The sequence below is a fragment of the Janthinobacterium tructae genome (assembly GCF_006517255.1).
Classification (GTDB): Bacteria; Pseudomonadota; Gammaproteobacteria; order Burkholderiales; family Burkholderiaceae_D; genus Janthinobacterium; species Janthinobacterium tructae.
The window spans coordinates 4,409,322-4,422,665 of sequence record NZ_CP041185.1; the positions used below are offsets into that span (position 1 = coordinate 4,409,322).

The 13,344-nt window shown below is 61.6% G+C and carries 12 protein-coding genes; 9 read left to right on the forward strand and 3 right to left on the reverse strand.

Annotated elements, in window-relative coordinates:
• Positions 1-10: 10 nt before the first annotated feature.
• The 9 genes from FJQ89_RS19305 (at position 11) to FJQ89_RS19345 (ending at position 10,325) form a co-directional block, all read left to right on the forward strand.
• The gene (locus tag FJQ89_RS19305; protein ID WP_141171344.1) at positions 11-778 is read left to right on the forward strand and encodes an SDR family NAD(P)-dependent oxidoreductase; all 768 of its coding nucleotides are present in this window, start codon (positions 11-13) and stop codon (positions 776-778) included.
• Positions 779-936: 158 nt separating this feature from the next.
• On the forward strand, positions 937-2,487 hold the full coding sequence (locus FJQ89_RS19310) for an alpha-N-arabinofuranosidase (protein WP_141171345.1): 1,551 nt from the start codon (positions 937-939) through the stop codon (positions 2,485-2,487).
• A 65-nt stretch (positions 2,488-2,552) separates the two neighbouring features.
• Complete coding sequence (locus tag FJQ89_RS19315; protein WP_141171346.1) at positions 2,553-3,578, forward strand: arabinan endo-1,5-alpha-L-arabinosidase; 1,026 nt, start codon at positions 2,553-2,555, stop codon at positions 3,576-3,578.
• Positions 3,579-3,736: 158 nt separating this feature from the next.
• Positions 3,737-4,711: an ABC transporter substrate-binding protein gene (locus FJQ89_RS19320; protein ID WP_071079903.1), complete on the forward strand. Its 975-nt coding sequence runs from the start codon at positions 3,737-3,739 to the stop codon at positions 4,709-4,711.
• A 9-nt stretch (positions 4,712-4,720) separates the two neighbouring features.
• Positions 4,721-6,262 (forward strand): sugar ABC transporter ATP-binding protein, encoded by a 1,542-nt coding sequence (locus FJQ89_RS19325; protein ID WP_243136133.1) that lies wholly within the window; start codon positions 4,721-4,723, stop codon positions 6,260-6,262.
• A gap of 59 nt (positions 6,263-6,321) precedes the next feature.
• Complete coding sequence (locus FJQ89_RS19330) at positions 6,322-7,341, forward strand: ABC transporter permease (RefSeq protein WP_243136582.1); 1,020 nt, start codon at positions 6,322-6,324, stop codon at positions 7,339-7,341.
• Entirely contained in the window at positions 7,338-8,312 is a 975-nt protein-coding gene (gene yjfF, locus FJQ89_RS19335; RefSeq protein WP_141171348.1) for a galactofuranose ABC transporter, permease protein YjfF, read from the forward strand. Before FJQ89_RS19330 ends, yjfF begins: the two co-directional genes overlap by 4 nt.
• A gap of 3 nt (positions 8,313-8,315) precedes the next feature.
• Positions 8,316-9,290 (forward strand): glycoside hydrolase family 43 protein, encoded by a 975-nt coding sequence (locus tag FJQ89_RS19340; protein WP_141171349.1) that lies wholly within the window; start codon positions 8,316-8,318, stop codon positions 9,288-9,290.
• A 93-nt stretch (positions 9,291-9,383) separates the two neighbouring features.
• Entirely contained in the window at positions 9,384-10,325 is a 942-nt protein-coding gene (locus tag FJQ89_RS19345) for a LysR family transcriptional regulator (RefSeq protein WP_035823672.1), read from the forward strand.
• A 108-nt stretch (positions 10,326-10,433) separates the two neighbouring features.
• On the opposite strand, the gene FJQ89_RS19350 is transcribed toward FJQ89_RS19345, so the two are convergent.
• From FJQ89_RS19350 to FJQ89_RS19360, 3 genes are read right to left on the reverse strand one after another with little or no spacing between them, the layout of a single operon-like run.
• Complete coding sequence (locus tag FJQ89_RS19350; protein WP_141171350.1) at positions 10,434-11,699, reverse strand: DUF6445 family protein; 1,266 nt, start codon at positions 11,697-11,699, stop codon at positions 10,434-10,436.
• Positions 11,700-11,745: 46 nt separating this feature from the next.
• On the reverse strand, positions 11,746-12,477 hold the full coding sequence (locus tag FJQ89_RS19355) for a hypothetical protein (RefSeq protein ID WP_141171351.1): 732 nt from the start codon (positions 12,475-12,477) through the stop codon (positions 11,746-11,748).
• A 31-nt stretch (positions 12,478-12,508) separates the two neighbouring features.
• Complete coding sequence (locus FJQ89_RS19360) at positions 12,509-13,333, reverse strand: hypothetical protein (protein WP_141171352.1); 825 nt, start codon at positions 13,331-13,333, stop codon at positions 12,509-12,511.
• Positions 13,334-13,344: the final 11 nt, after the last annotated feature.

Genomic DNA, 13,344 nt, shown 5'->3' on the forward strand with positions numbered 1-13,344 from the left:
CGGAGACAAGATGAAGCAATTGGCGAAATATGGCAGCTTGCAGGGCAAGCGCGTGTTCATCACGGGTGGCGGCAGCGGCATCGGCGAATCTTTGGTGGCGGAGTTTGCCGCCCAGGGCGCGCTGGTGGCGTTTGTCGACATTGCCGTGGACGCGAGCGAGGCCTTGTGCCGCCGCCTGGCCGAAGCGGGTCTGACGGCGCCCTTGTTCCGCCATTGCGACATCACGGATATTGCGTCGCTGCAAGCCGTCATGGCGGAACTGGCAGGCGAGCTGGGCGACTTCGATATCCTCGTCAACAATGCCGCCAACGACCAGCGCCATCAGGCGCAGGACGTCACCCTGGAATACTGGAACGAGCGCATTGCGATCAATCAGCGTCCCATGTTCTTCACGTGCCAGGCCGTCTTCGAGGGCATGAAGCGCAGGGGCGGCGGTTCCATCATCAACGTCAGCTCGATTTCCTGGCACATGAAGTCGGGCGGCTACCCCGTCTACGCCACCACCAAGGCGGCCGTCGTGGGCCTGACGCGGGGCCTGGCGCGCGATTATGGCGCCCACAATATCCGCGTCAACACGGTCACGCCGGGCTGGGTCATGACGCAGCGCCAGATCGAGCTGTGGGTCGACGAGGCGGCGGAAGCGGAGATCAAGAAAAGCCAATGCTTGCCAAGCAAGCTGATGCCACAGGACATCGCCGCCATGGTGCTGTTCCTTGCCTCCGATGACGGAGCGATGTGCTCCTCCCAGGAATTCATCGTTGATGCCGGCTGGGTGTAAGCGCCGCCGCGCCGTTTATTCGCGCCGGTACTGACCGGCAACTCCGATCCTGAAACACCCCTCTTGCCGCCCCAACCCTGCGGCAGGAGAGGCATCGCCATTCCAGATTGCCGGGAGTGATCCCGGCCCTTGCTTTTCACTCAAAAACAGGAGACAGCATGAAATTCATTCATACCCGCATCGTGGCCCTCAGCCTGGCCATGGCCGTCGGCAGCGCCTTTGCCGCGCCCGTCAAGGTCACCATCGACGTGGCCAGGCCCGGTCCCGTGATCAACAAGAACGTGTATGGCCAGTTCGCCGAGCACCTTGGCACGGGTATCTACGAAGGCATGTGGGTGGGGCCGGACTCGCCGATCCCGAATACCAAGGGCTGGCGCAATGACGTGCTGGGCGCGCTGAAGCAGTTGCACGTGCCGCTGGTGCGCTGGCCGGGCGGCTGCTTTGCCGATGAATACCACTGGAAGGACGGCATCGGCGCGCGCGAGAAGCGTCCGACCAAGGTCAACACCAACTGGGGTGGCGTGGAAGAGTCGAACGCCGTCGGCACGCATGAATTCTTCGACCTGGCCGAGCTGCTGGGCGCGCAAACCTATATCAACGGTAACCTCGGTTCCGGCACGCCGCAGGAAATGTCCGAGTGGCTCGAATACATGACCTCGGACAGCAAGTCGACCCTGGCCGAGCTGCGCCGCAAGAATGGCCGCGCGCAGCCGTATAAAGTCGATTACTTTGGCATCGGTAACGAAGCCTGGGGGTGCGGCGGCAATATGCGCCCGCAATATTACGCCGACCTGTACAAGCACTATCACACCTTCATGAAGACGCCGGAAAGCGCGCGCCCGAAATTCATCGCCAGCGGCGGCAATGACGACGACACCAGCTGGTCCGGTACGCTGAGCCGCGAAATCAAGCCGAACATGATGGATGCCATCAGTTTCCACTACTACACGGTGCCGACCGGTATCTGGGAAAAGAAGGGCGCGGCCACGGGCTTTGGCGAAAATGAATGGATTTCCACGCTGAGCCGCACCCTGCGCATCGACAGCTTGATCAAGAACAATCTCGCTGCTATCGACAAGAACGATCCCTCGAAAAAGACGGGCTTGTACGTCGACGAATGGGGCACCTGGTACGACGTGGAACCGGGCACCAACACGGGCTTCCTGTTCCAGCAAAACAGCTTGCGCGATGCGCTCGTCGCGGCCCTGAATTTCAATATTTTCCACCAACACGCTGACCGCGTGCGCATGACGAATATCGCGCAAATGGTCAACGTGCTGCAGGCCATGATCATCACGGACAAGGACAAATATTTCCTCACGCCCACGTATCACGCGTTTGAAATGTACGTGCCGTTCCAGGACGCCACGGCCCTGCCGGTCGCCATTAGCGGTAATGGCAAGTACAGCCTGGGCAAGGTCAGCATTCCTGAAGTGAGCGCCTCGGCCGCGCGCGCCAAGGATGGCAAGGTGTATCTGTCGCTGGTCAACACGAACCCGCACAAGGCCGTCGACGTCAATGTGGCGCTGGCGGGCAAGCAAGTGGCCAGCGTGACAGGTCGCGTGCTGACCGCCGGCAAGATGGATGCCGTCAACAGCTTTGCGCAACCGCAAGCCGTGCAGCCGGTGGCGTTCAATGCCAAGGCGCAAGGAGGCAAGCTGACGGTGTCGGTGCCGGCCAAGGCCGTGGTGGTGGTGGCGGTCGAATAAACCTGCCGATGTTGATGTATCCAGCCGGCCCGCATGACGGGCCGGCTGGCCATGTGGAGAACACGATGCAATTTTCAACAATGATGGCCTTGGCGGCCATGCTTGCCTTCAGCCCCGTCCAGGCGGCCCAGGTCAGCGTGCACGACCCCGTGATGGCGAAGGAAGGCGACACGTACTATCTGTACAGCACGGGCCCCGGCATCACCTTCTACAGCTCGAAAAACATGCGCGACTGGCAGCCGGAAGGGCGCGTGTTCGCGGGCCAGCCGACCTGGGCCAGGACGGCGGCGCCATCGTTTGACGACCATATCTGGGCGCCCGACGTGCAATTTCATGACGGTAAGTATTACCTGTACTACTCGGTCTCCGGCTTCGGCAAGAACACGTCCGGCATCGGCGTGACTGTCAATACCACCTTGAATCCCCGTTCGCCCGACTACCGCTGGGTCGATCAGGGCATGCTGCTGCAGTCGGTGCCCGAGCGCGACGAGTGGAACGCCATCGACTCGAACATCATCACCGATGCGGCCGGTACGCCGTGGATGTCGTTCGGCTCGTTCTGGAACGGCATCAAGCTGGTGAAACTCAACAAAGACTGGACCCGTATTGCGGAACCGCAAGAGTGGCACTCGCTGGCGCGCCGGGCACCGCTGCCGCCACGCGCGGGCGAATTCAAGCCCGCGCCCGAGGAAATCGAGGCGCCGTTCATCTTCCAGCGCGGTAACGATTACTTCCTGTTCGTCTCGTGGGGCTTGTGTTGCCAGAAGGAAAAAAGCACGTATCACCTGGCAGTGGGGCGTTCGAAAAGTGTGACAGGTCCTTACCTGGACAAGAACGGGCGCGACATGGCGCAGGGCGGCGGCACCGTGGTGCTGCAGGGCGACAAGGACTGGCAAGGCCTGGGCCACAACAGCGCGTACACGTTTGACGGCAAGGATTACCTGGTGCTGCACGCGTATGAGACGGCGGACAATTACTTGCAGAAGCTCAAGATCCTGCCCATGACGTGGGACCAGGATGGCTGGCCGCAAGTCGATGCGCGCGATTTGCACCGCTATCAAAGCCGCGAATTGCCTGCTGCCAAACACTAAGGGGCCAGGAGCGGTGTGCCAGGCGATACGCAAATCGGTATCGCAAGCGAAAAAGAATTGATTGGATGGCTATGTTGCTTTCTCCTACCATGGGTTCATAAAAAACCGCCCATCCGGCATCCGGCTGTGATGGTATTCCAAAAAAACTGGAGACAAGAATGACATTGACACGCCGCACCCTCCTCGCCAGCGCCATGCTGCTGGCCTTTTCCGCCACCACCTTCGCTACCTCGTCCGCCTTCGCCGCCAAGCCCCTCGTCATGGGTTTTTCGCAGGTAGGCGCCGAGAGCGAATGGCGCACCGCCAATACCGTTTCCATCAAGGATGCCGCCAAGAAAGATGGCGTCACCCTGAAATTTGCCGATGCGCAGCAAAAGCAGGAAAACCAGGTCAAGGCCCTGCGCTCGTTCATCGCGCAAAAAGTCGACGTGATCGCCTTTTCGCCGGTTGTCGAATCGGGCTGGGATACCGTTCTGCGCGAAGCCAAGGCCGCCAAGATCCCCGTCATCCTGACGGACCGCGCCGTCAACGTGGCCGACAAATCGCTGTACGTGACCTTCATCGGTTCCGACTTCGTGGAAGAGGGCCGCCGCGCGGGCCAATGGCTGCTCGAGCACGCCAAGAAAACCCCGGACGCCACCTTGAACATCGTCGAGCTGCAAGGCACGGTCGGTTCCGCGCCGGCCATCGACCGCAAGGAAGGCTTCCAGGAAGTCATCGGCAAGAATCCGAAGCTGAAGATCATCCGTTCGCAAACGGGCGACTTTACGCGCGCCAAGGGCAAGGAAGTGATGGAAGCGTTCCTGAAAGCCGAAGGCAAGAAGATCAACGTGCTGTACGCGCACAATGACGACATGGCCATCGGCGCCATCCAGGCCATCGAAGAGGCGGGCATGAAGCCGGGCAAGGACATCATCATCATCTCCATCGATGGCGTGAAAGGCGCGTTCGAGGCCATGATCGCCGGCAAGCTGAACGTCACCGTGGAATGCAGCCCGCTGCTGGGCCCGCAATTGATGTCCATCGCCCGCGATGTGGTGGCCGGTAAACCCGTGCCGGCGCGCATCACGACGGTGGAAGGCGTGTTCCCTGCCGAGGTGGCCGCCAAGGAATTTCCGAACCGTAAGTACTAAGCTTGCCGCATGATGAAGACGCAAGCGCATCACATGGCCGCGCCAGCTCCCTTGCTGGAGTTGCGCGGCATCAGTAAAGCCTTCCCCGGCGTCAAAGCCCTCAGCGACGTTGCCCTGCGCCTGTATCCGGGCGAAGTGCACACGCTGATGGGGCAAAACGGCGCCGGAAAGTCGACCCTGATCAAGGTGCTGACGGGCGTCTACACGCCCGACAGCGGCCAGATTTTGCTTGACGGCAAAGCCATCGCCCCCGCGTCCACGTCGGACGCGCAGGCGCTCGGCATCAGCACCGTGTACCAGGAAGTCAATCTGTGCCCGAACCTGTCGGTGGCGGAAAACATTTTTATCGGCCGCTACCCGCGCCGCTTTGGCATCATCGATTGGCGTGCCATGCAGCAGCAAGCGCGTGCCTTGCTGCTGCAATTGCAGATCGATATCGATGTCACGGCGCAACTGTCCAGCTTTCCATTGGCCATCCAGCAAATGGTGGCCATCTCGCGCGCGCTGAATATTTCGGCCCGCGTGCTGATCCTCGACGAACCCACGTCCAGCCTCGATGAGGCGGAAGTCAATCTGCTGTTTTCCGTACTGCGCCGCCTGCGCGAGCAGGGCATGGCGATCCTGTTCGTCACCCATTTTCTCGACCAGACCTATGCCATCTCCGACCGCATTACGGTCATGCGCAACGGCGAGCGCGAGGGGGAATATGCGTGCAGCGAGCTGTCGCGCCTGGCGCTGGTGAACAAGATGATCGGTGTGGCGGCTGACACCGTTGCGCAAGAGCTTGATCTGGCGCAAGACGCGGACGCCGCCAGCTTTGGTCCGACTGTGCTCGAAGCGCAGGGACTGGGCCGCAAGGGCGCCTTGCTGCCCATGGATTTCCACATCCGCCAGGGTGAATTGCTGGGCCTGGCCGGTTTGCTGGGGTCGGGCCGCACGGAACTGGCGCGCTTGCTGTTCGGCGCCGACAAGGCCGACTCGGGCAGCATCAGCATGCAGGGCCAGCCGCGCCAGTTCCACGTGCCGCGCGACGCGATTGCGCGCGATATCGGCTTCTGCTCGGAAGACCGCAAGCACGAGGGCGCGATCCTGTCGCTGTCCGTGCGCGAAAACATCATCCTGGCCTTGCAGGCCCGCACGGGCTTGCTGCGCGCCATTCCGTTCAAGCGCCAGCAGGCGCTGGCCGACGAGTATGTGAAAGCGCTCGGCATCAAGACGGCCAGCATCGAAACGCCCATCGGCAGCTTGTCGGGCGGCAATCAGCAAAAGGCCTTGCTGGCGCGCTGGCTGGTGACCTCGCCCGCCATGCTGATCCTCGATGAGCCCACGCGCGGCATCGATGTGCGTGCCAAGCAGGAAATCATGAGTTATGTCAGCAAGCTGTGCCGCAAGGGCATGGCCATCCTGTTCATCTCGTCCGAACTGCCGGAAGTGCTGCGCTGCAGCGACCGTATCGTCGTCATGCGCGACCGCAAGGCCTGCGGCGACTATGCGCGCGGCGAGCTGGACGACAGTTCCGTGCTGCAAGTGATCGCCGGAGACGCCACATGAGTTTATCCACGCCATCGGACGCGCCACTGGCGCGTCCGGCTTCCCTTACGAATGCTTCCATGTTGCAGAGTGTCTTGCATCACCCCCTGAGCCGGCCCCTGGCCGCGTTATTGCTGCTGTTGCTGGTCGACTTCTTCGCCATCCCCGGCTTTTTCCATCTGGAAATCCGCGACGGCCACCTGTACGGCAGCGTGATCGACATCGTCAACCGCGCCGCACCGCTGATGCTGGCGGCGCTGGGCATGACCCTGGTGATCGCCACGCGCGGCATCGATATTTCCGTGGGCGCCGTCGTGGCCCTGTCCGGCACCGTGGCCGCCATGCTGATCGGCGGCACCATGGTGATGGACAACGGCGTGCCGACCTACGTGAGCAATATCCCCATGGGCTGGGCCCTGGCGGCCGCCCTGGGCGCGGCCCTGCTGTGCGGCGCCTGGAATGGCGTGCTGGTGGCCGGTCTTGGCTTGCAGCCCATCGTCGCCACCCTGATCCTGATGGTGGCGGGGCGCGGCCTGGCGCAACTGCTGACGGATGGACAGATCGTCACCGTCTACTATCAGCCGTACTTTTTCATCGGCAGCGGCTACCTGTTCGGCTTGCCCTTTTCCCTGTTCCTCGTCGCGGCCGTTTTCCTCATCACGGCCGTGCTGATGCGGAAAACCGCTTTGGGCCTGTTCATCCAGACCGTCGGCATCAACCCCGTCGCCGCGCGCCTGGCCGGCATCAGGACGGCGACATTGATCTTTTTCGTCTACGTGTTTTGCGCCGCCTGCGCGGGCTTGTCGGGGCTGATGATCAGCTCGAACATCAAGAGCGCCGACGCGAACAACGCGGGCCTGATGCTGGAACTGGACGCCATCCTGGCCGTCACTCTGGGCGGCACGTCCCTGGCGGGCGGCAAGTTCAGTCTCGTGGGCAGCATGATAGGCGCGCTCATCATCCAGACCCTGACCTACACGATTTATTCGCTGGGCGTGCCGCCCGAGGTGAACATGGTCGTCAAGTCGGTCGTCGTCTTCCTCGTCTGCCTGTCGCAATCGTCGGAGTTCAAGCAATTGCTGCATCGGAGAAAAGCATGAAGGGCTTGCTGCACACCCCGTATTTCACCTCGCTCGTCACCGTCCTGCTGCTGGTGGCGATGCTGGGCCTGGGTGGCGCCGCCTACCCGGGCCTGCTGTCGACGCAGGTCATTTTTAACCTGTTGATTGATAACGCCTTTTTGCTGGTGATCGCCGTCGGCATGACCTTTGTGATTGTTTCCGGCGGCATCGATTTGTCCGTCGGGTCCGTGCTGGCCCTGTCGACCATGATCGCCGCCTGGCTGCTGAACGTGGCGCACTGGCCGCCGCTGCTGGTGATCGCCAGCGTGCTGGCGCTGGGCACCGTGTTTGGCGCCGGCATGGGCGCGCTGATCCATTATTTCAAATTGCAGCCCTTTATCGTCACCCTGGCCGGCATGTTTCTGGCGCGCGGGCTGTGCTACTTGATCAGCATCAATTCCATCACCATCACCGACCCGCTGTTCGTGGCCATGTCGCAGACGCAACTGCAATTTCTCGGTGGTTTTGTCTCGCCCGGCGTCGTGATCGCCGTGGTCACCTTGCTTTTGGCTATCTGGCTGGCGCATGCCACGCCGTTCGGCCGCGCCGTGTATGCTATCGGCGGCAATGAACAGTCGGCCCTGATGATGGGCTTGCCTGTCGGCCGCACCAAGGTTTTCATTTACGCCTTCAGCGGCTTTTGCGCTTCGCTCGGCGGCGTGCTGTTTTCGTTCTACATGCTGTCCGGCTATGGCTTGCATGCGCAAGGTACGGAACTGGACGCGATCGCCGCCGTCGTCATCGGCGGCACCCTGCTCAGCGGCGGCTATGGCTATGTGGCCGGTGCTTTGTCCGGCGTGCTGGTGCTCGGTACCATCCAGACCCTGATCGCCTTTGACGGCACGCTCAGCTCGTGGTGGACCAAAATCGTCATCGGCGGCTTGCTGTTTGTCTTTTGCGTCGTGCAAAGACTGATGGCCATGGGCCAGAAACATACCAACGGGAGTTAATTGATGTTGAAGCAGAATAAACGTGCCGCAGCCATCGGCATGGCGGCGGTGCTCGCCTGTATTGCAGTCAATGCGCCGGCGGCCAACCCCATCGTCAAGGATATCTACACGGGCGATCCGGCCGCGCTGGTCGACAATGGCAGGGTGTATTTGTACGTCGGCCACGATGAAGCGAGCGCTACCGACACGGATTACCGCATGAATGAGTGGCGCGTGTATTCCTCGTGCGACATGGCCAACTGGACGGACCACGGCTCGCCCGTGCGCTTTTCCACGTTTGCCTGGGCCGGCAAGGATGCGTGGGCCGGCGACATCGTCAAGCGTGGCAGCAAGTATTATTTTTACTCGACCGTCGACCACAAGACCATCCCCGGCAAGGCCATCGGCGTGGCCGTGTCCGACAGCCCGACCGGGCCGTTCGTCGACGCGCGCGGCAGCGCCCTGATCACGAACGACATGACGCAACAGACGGCGATTCCATGGGACGACATCGACCCGGCCGTTTTCATCGATACGGATGGCCAGGCCTACATTTATTGGGGCAACACGGTCCTGAAATACGCCAAGCTGAAAGCCAACATGATGGAGCTCGATGGCCCGATATTGACCTTCGGCATGGATGCGTTCACGGAAGCGGCGTATATGCACCAGCATGCGGGCACGTATTACTTGTCGTACTCGCGCAACTTCCCCGAAGAAACGGCGTACTCGACGGGGCCGACGCCCACGGGGCCGTGGCATTTCCGCGGCGCCATCATGGACAAGAATGCCGTGGTGAAAACCATCCACCAGGCCATCATCGAATTTAACGGCAAGTCCTACATCTTCTATCACAACGACAAGTTGCCCGGCGGCGGAGAATACCGGCGCTCCGTGGCTGTGGAAGAGCTGAAATACAAGCCCGATGGCACGATCGAATTCATCCATCAAACGGCTGGCCCGGCAGCCAACCCCAGCGCTGCCTGCAAGGCATTGTGAACGCAGTTTGACGACGCTCAAAAAGGAGACACACCGATATCTGGAATATCGATATTGAGTTAAAACTGATATCGATCATGATATGATTTATTCATGGATACCCTCAACCCCAACTGGTTCTTGCGAGCCCGCCTGAAGACGCGGCAATTGCTGCTCCTGATCGCCCTTGACGAACAGCGCAACATCCACCGCGCGGCGGAAGAATTGCACATGACGCAGCCGGCCGCGTCCAAGCAAATCAAGGACCTGGAAGAGATGCTCGACGTGCGCCTGTTCGACAGATTGCCGCGCGGCATGGAGCCGACCATCTACGGCGAGACGATGATACGCCACGCGCGCATGGCCCTGACGAGCCTGTCGCTGGCGCATGACGACATCGTCGCGCTCAAATCGGGCTTGACGGGCCAGGTGGAAGTGGGCGTCATCATGACGCCGGCCATGGCCTTGCTGCCGCGTGCGATTGCCCGCATCAAGCAGCAGGCGCCGCTGATGCGCATCGGCGTGCACCTGGAGCACAGCAATACCCTGATGGACATGCTGCAGCATGGCACGCTCGATTTCATGATCGGGCGCATTCTGGAAAAGGAAAGCAGCGCGGGACTCATCTACGAAGAGTTGACGGAAGAGCCAGCCAGCGCCGTGGCGCGCAATGGCCACCCTCTGCTGTCGCGCAAGAATTTGCAATTGAAGGACCTGGCGGGCCAGCCGTGGATCTTGCCGCCGCAAGGCAGCATCCTGCGCCACCGCTTCGACATGATGTTCCGCCGCGCCAGCCTGGAGCCGCCCGTCGACGTCGTCGACACCACCGCCTTGCTGCTGATCACATCCCTGCTGCAGCAAACGGACTCGCTGCACGTGATGCCGACGGAAGTGGCGCATTACTACGAATCGTTGAACGTGCTGAGCATTTTGCCCATCGAATTGCCATGCAAGATGGATGCGTTCGGCATCATCCGCCAGCAGGATCATCTGCTGTCGCCGGGGGCGGATATGCTGTTGAAAGCGGTACGCGCCACGGCGGCGGATATGTATTGAGTGCCGTGCTGGTGTTGTCGGATTACGCGTTCCGCTAATCCGACCTACGCCACATGGTAGGTCGGATTAGCCCGCAGGGCGTCATCCGACAATACCCGCGCAGCATGCTCAATCGGGCACTTCAAAAAAGAACAGCTGTACCAATCTGCCATTCTCCGGCGTGTCGCCAAACACATTGCTGATCGAGTGAAAGTAGTGGCCCTTGTAGACGATCAATCGGTTGTGACGCATCGGCACTTCCAGCAGCGCTTGCCAACTGTCGCGCTGTTCCTGCAAGTCGTTGAATTTCTGTACTTTACTGTTCGGCAGCCAGCGTTTCTGGAAATCCTTGAAGCTGGCATAGCCGCCCGCTTTTACGTCCGCCTCGGGCAAGCGCCGGTACCAGCCGCTGGGCTGGTGGCGCCAGAAGGTGGTGCCGCCCTGGCACTGCTCGGGCGGGTTCAGATACAGCACGCCCGCATAGAAATTGAAATTGTTGCCCGTCTCATTGTCCACGTGGATATCCGTGCGTGCCATGGCATCCGCATAGCTGAGGCGATACGAGCCATTGTCGGGCGAAATGAAACGGATGGGGCGGCCCAGCGCCGTGGCGATGCGTTCCATGATGGCCTGACTGGGCTGGCCCGCTGTCTGGCTGCCCGGATAATTCTGTCCCGCATAGCGCTGCTGCTCGAACGGCAAATTCAGTGCCTGGGCGCGCCAGGCGGCCGGGTCGGGCAGGAAATCGTCGAGGATGTGCAAATCCGTTTCGCGCAAGAAGTCCTGCAGCGATGGCGCGACGTTGATCGGTGTCAGCGTTTCTGTCTGTTCCGCTTGCGGGCTGGCAAAGCCGATACGGCACGTGTGCGCCAGCGCCGGATGCAGCGCCAGGGCTTGCGCGTAACGCTCCAGCGCCAGTGCCTGCTGTCCCGTGCGGTAGTACAGCTCGGCCAGGCCCTGCAGGGTTTGCCAGCGCTGCGGGCGCAGGGCGTGGGCCCGTTCCAGTTCGGCGATGGTCTCCGCCAGCCGCTGTTTTCCCAGCAGCAATTCCGCGTGACTGATGGCGAAATCGTGCTCGTGCGGCGCCAGCCGCGCCGCCGTGGCGTAGCTGGCCAGCGCCGCCTCGTTGTCTGTACCGCGCAGTACATTGCCGAGGTTGTAGTGGAACAGGGCATTGTCGGGCTGTTGTCTGAGCGACAGTTTTAACAGGCCCAGGCCGATGGTGCCCTGGCCCAGCTCCAGCATGGCCAGGCCCTGGAAATGCTGCGCTTCGGCCAGGGCCGGGTCCTGTTTATACGCGGCCTGGTAAGCGTTGATCGCCTCGATCAGCTTGCCTTGCTGCTGCAGTTGCCGGCCCTTGGCCAGCTGTTGTTCCGCCAGTGTCTGTTCGCCCATGTCACTATCCCGATGCAATGTGGCGAACAGTGTAACCGAGCTCGTTCTACAGCGCCTGGCTGACGGGAATTTCCTGACCGTTCAGCTTGATCGCCACCTTGACGATCTGCGCCTTGACCTGGTTGCTGGCCATGTCCGCTTCCTGGGCGTAGGCATACACGACGATGGCGAAGTCCTTGTAGCCGCTGCGCGCCGCCTCGATCTTGCGGGCCGCTTCCTGGTCCACTTTCAGCAGCGAGTAGCCGTCGCCATTCGTGAACGCCAGCTTGTAGTCGCCGTTGTCATACATGTAGTAATACGTGCCCGCGTCGGCGAACTTCGCGGGGAAGGCGGCCTTGTCCATGGCGTACGGCGACAGCGCGCCCTGGCCATTGATCTGGTAGCGCAGGTAGCGTTTCGTTTTGGCTTCAGTGACCTTGGCGTCGATCTGCGGTTTCAGTGCGTCGAGCACTTCCTGCTTGCGGAAGGCATCGTTGCTGCCTGCATATTCGCGCGAGATGCGCTGAGCCACTGCCGCATAGTCGGGCGGCACGCCGGACAGGGCGATGTAGCTGTACATCAACTGGTTGCCGCTGGTGATGTCGACATAGCTGGACGTTGGCGTGGCCGGGTCCGCTTGTGGCAGGCTGGCGGCGGCCGCCTTGACTTGCGCCTTGGCGGCCATGTCGGCGACATTCGCGGCGACGGGGGCGGAGGCGGCCGGCGTGGCGGTGTCGGTCTTGCCGCAGGCGGACAGGATCACGGCGATGGCAAGCAGGGCGGGGAGGGTACGGTTCATGATATTTCCTTTAGTGAATGTGTGAGGTGACTTAGCCGATGGTTTTACGTTTGTATTCGCCGACGCCGTAAGCGGCCAGGACGATGGAAGACGCCAGCACCAGATAAAAGCCGATGCCGAACGACAAGCCTTGCCACACTTGCCCCAGCATTTCGCTGGCCATCTGCTCGGCCATGCGGGCCGCGCGGCTGCCCATGATGCCGCCCATGGCGTTGCCCGCATCGCTGACGGCGCCCTTGATCTTGATGAACAGCAAGCTGCTGTGGATGACGACGAACAGCAGGGGCGCGCACTTGCCCAGCGCCGCTTTCGGGCTATTGCTGGCCATGGTGGCGCAGCATCCGGCAATGGCCAGCAGGAAAAAGAATTGTGCGGAGGTAAAACCGCCGCCGCCATCGCGGGCAAAGCTTTCCAGGCTGTCGGCGGACAGGCCCAGCAGCTGCCAGTAAGTGCGCGAGACGGAGGCGAACAGGCGGATGCCGATGGTGTTGAAGATAAAGGCGCCGGCGATCAGCACGCCAAGAGTCGCCAGCACCTTGATGCCCAGCGCCGAGACGGCCTGGCCCCACAGTTGCTGGCCCTTGTCGCGCGCCAGTTTCGCCGCGATGGCCATGTCTTCCTGTGCCAGTTGCTGCGTCGCCACGGCGCTGACGGTGGCAAGGCTGCCTGCGTCATCGAAGCGCACGTCGACGACGGCGTTGATGGCGGGCGCCACGTCGGAACGCCAGTGCGTGGCCACGTCGAAGGTATGTTGAATACCGGCCACGCTGACGGAACCTTGTCCGCTAGGTTGGTAGGCGAGAATGCGGCCCCGTTGGCCGGTGGTAATGGTTGCTGCTGGGCTGGATGCTTGCATGGGATTTCCCT

Excerpts from the sequence above, each read along its gene's own strand:
- yjfF (WP_141171348.1), top strand. The coding sequence starts at position 7,338 with ATGAAGGGCTTGCTGCACACCCCGTATTTCACCTCGCTCGTCACCGTC.
- FJQ89_RS19325 (WP_243136133.1), top strand. The coding sequence starts at position 4,721 with ATGATGAAGACGCAAGCGCATCACATGGCCGCGCCAGCTCCCTTGCTG.
- FJQ89_RS19330 (WP_243136582.1), top strand. The coding sequence starts at position 6,322 with ATGTTGCAGAGTGTCTTGCATCACCCCCTGAGCCGGCCCCTGGCCGCG.
- FJQ89_RS19305 (WP_141171344.1), top strand. The coding sequence starts at position 11 with ATGAAGCAATTGGCGAAATATGGCAGCTTGCAGGGCAAGCGCGTGTTC.
- FJQ89_RS19355 (WP_141171351.1), bottom strand. The coding sequence starts at position 12,477 with ATGAACCGTACCCTCCCCGCCCTGCTTGCCATCGCCGTGATCCTGTCC.
- FJQ89_RS19350 (WP_141171350.1), bottom strand. The coding sequence starts at position 11,699 with ATGGGCGAACAGACACTGGCGGAACAACAGCTGGCCAAGGGCCGGCAA.
- FJQ89_RS19320 (WP_071079903.1), top strand. The coding sequence starts at position 3,737 with ATGACATTGACACGCCGCACCCTCCTCGCCAGCGCCATGCTGCTGGCC.
- FJQ89_RS19340 (WP_141171349.1), top strand. The coding sequence starts at position 8,316 with ATGTTGAAGCAGAATAAACGTGCCGCAGCCATCGGCATGGCGGCGGTG.
- FJQ89_RS19315 (WP_141171346.1), top strand. The coding sequence starts at position 2,553 with ATGCAATTTTCAACAATGATGGCCTTGGCGGCCATGCTTGCCTTCAGC.
- FJQ89_RS19310 (WP_141171345.1), top strand. The coding sequence starts at position 937 with ATGAAATTCATTCATACCCGCATCGTGGCCCTCAGCCTGGCCATGGCC.
- FJQ89_RS19360 (WP_141171352.1), bottom strand. The coding sequence starts at position 13,333 with ATGCAAGCATCCAGCCCAGCAGCAACCATTACCACCGGCCAACGGGGC.
- FJQ89_RS19345 (WP_035823672.1), top strand. The coding sequence starts at position 9,384 with ATGGATACCCTCAACCCCAACTGGTTCTTGCGAGCCCGCCTGAAGACG.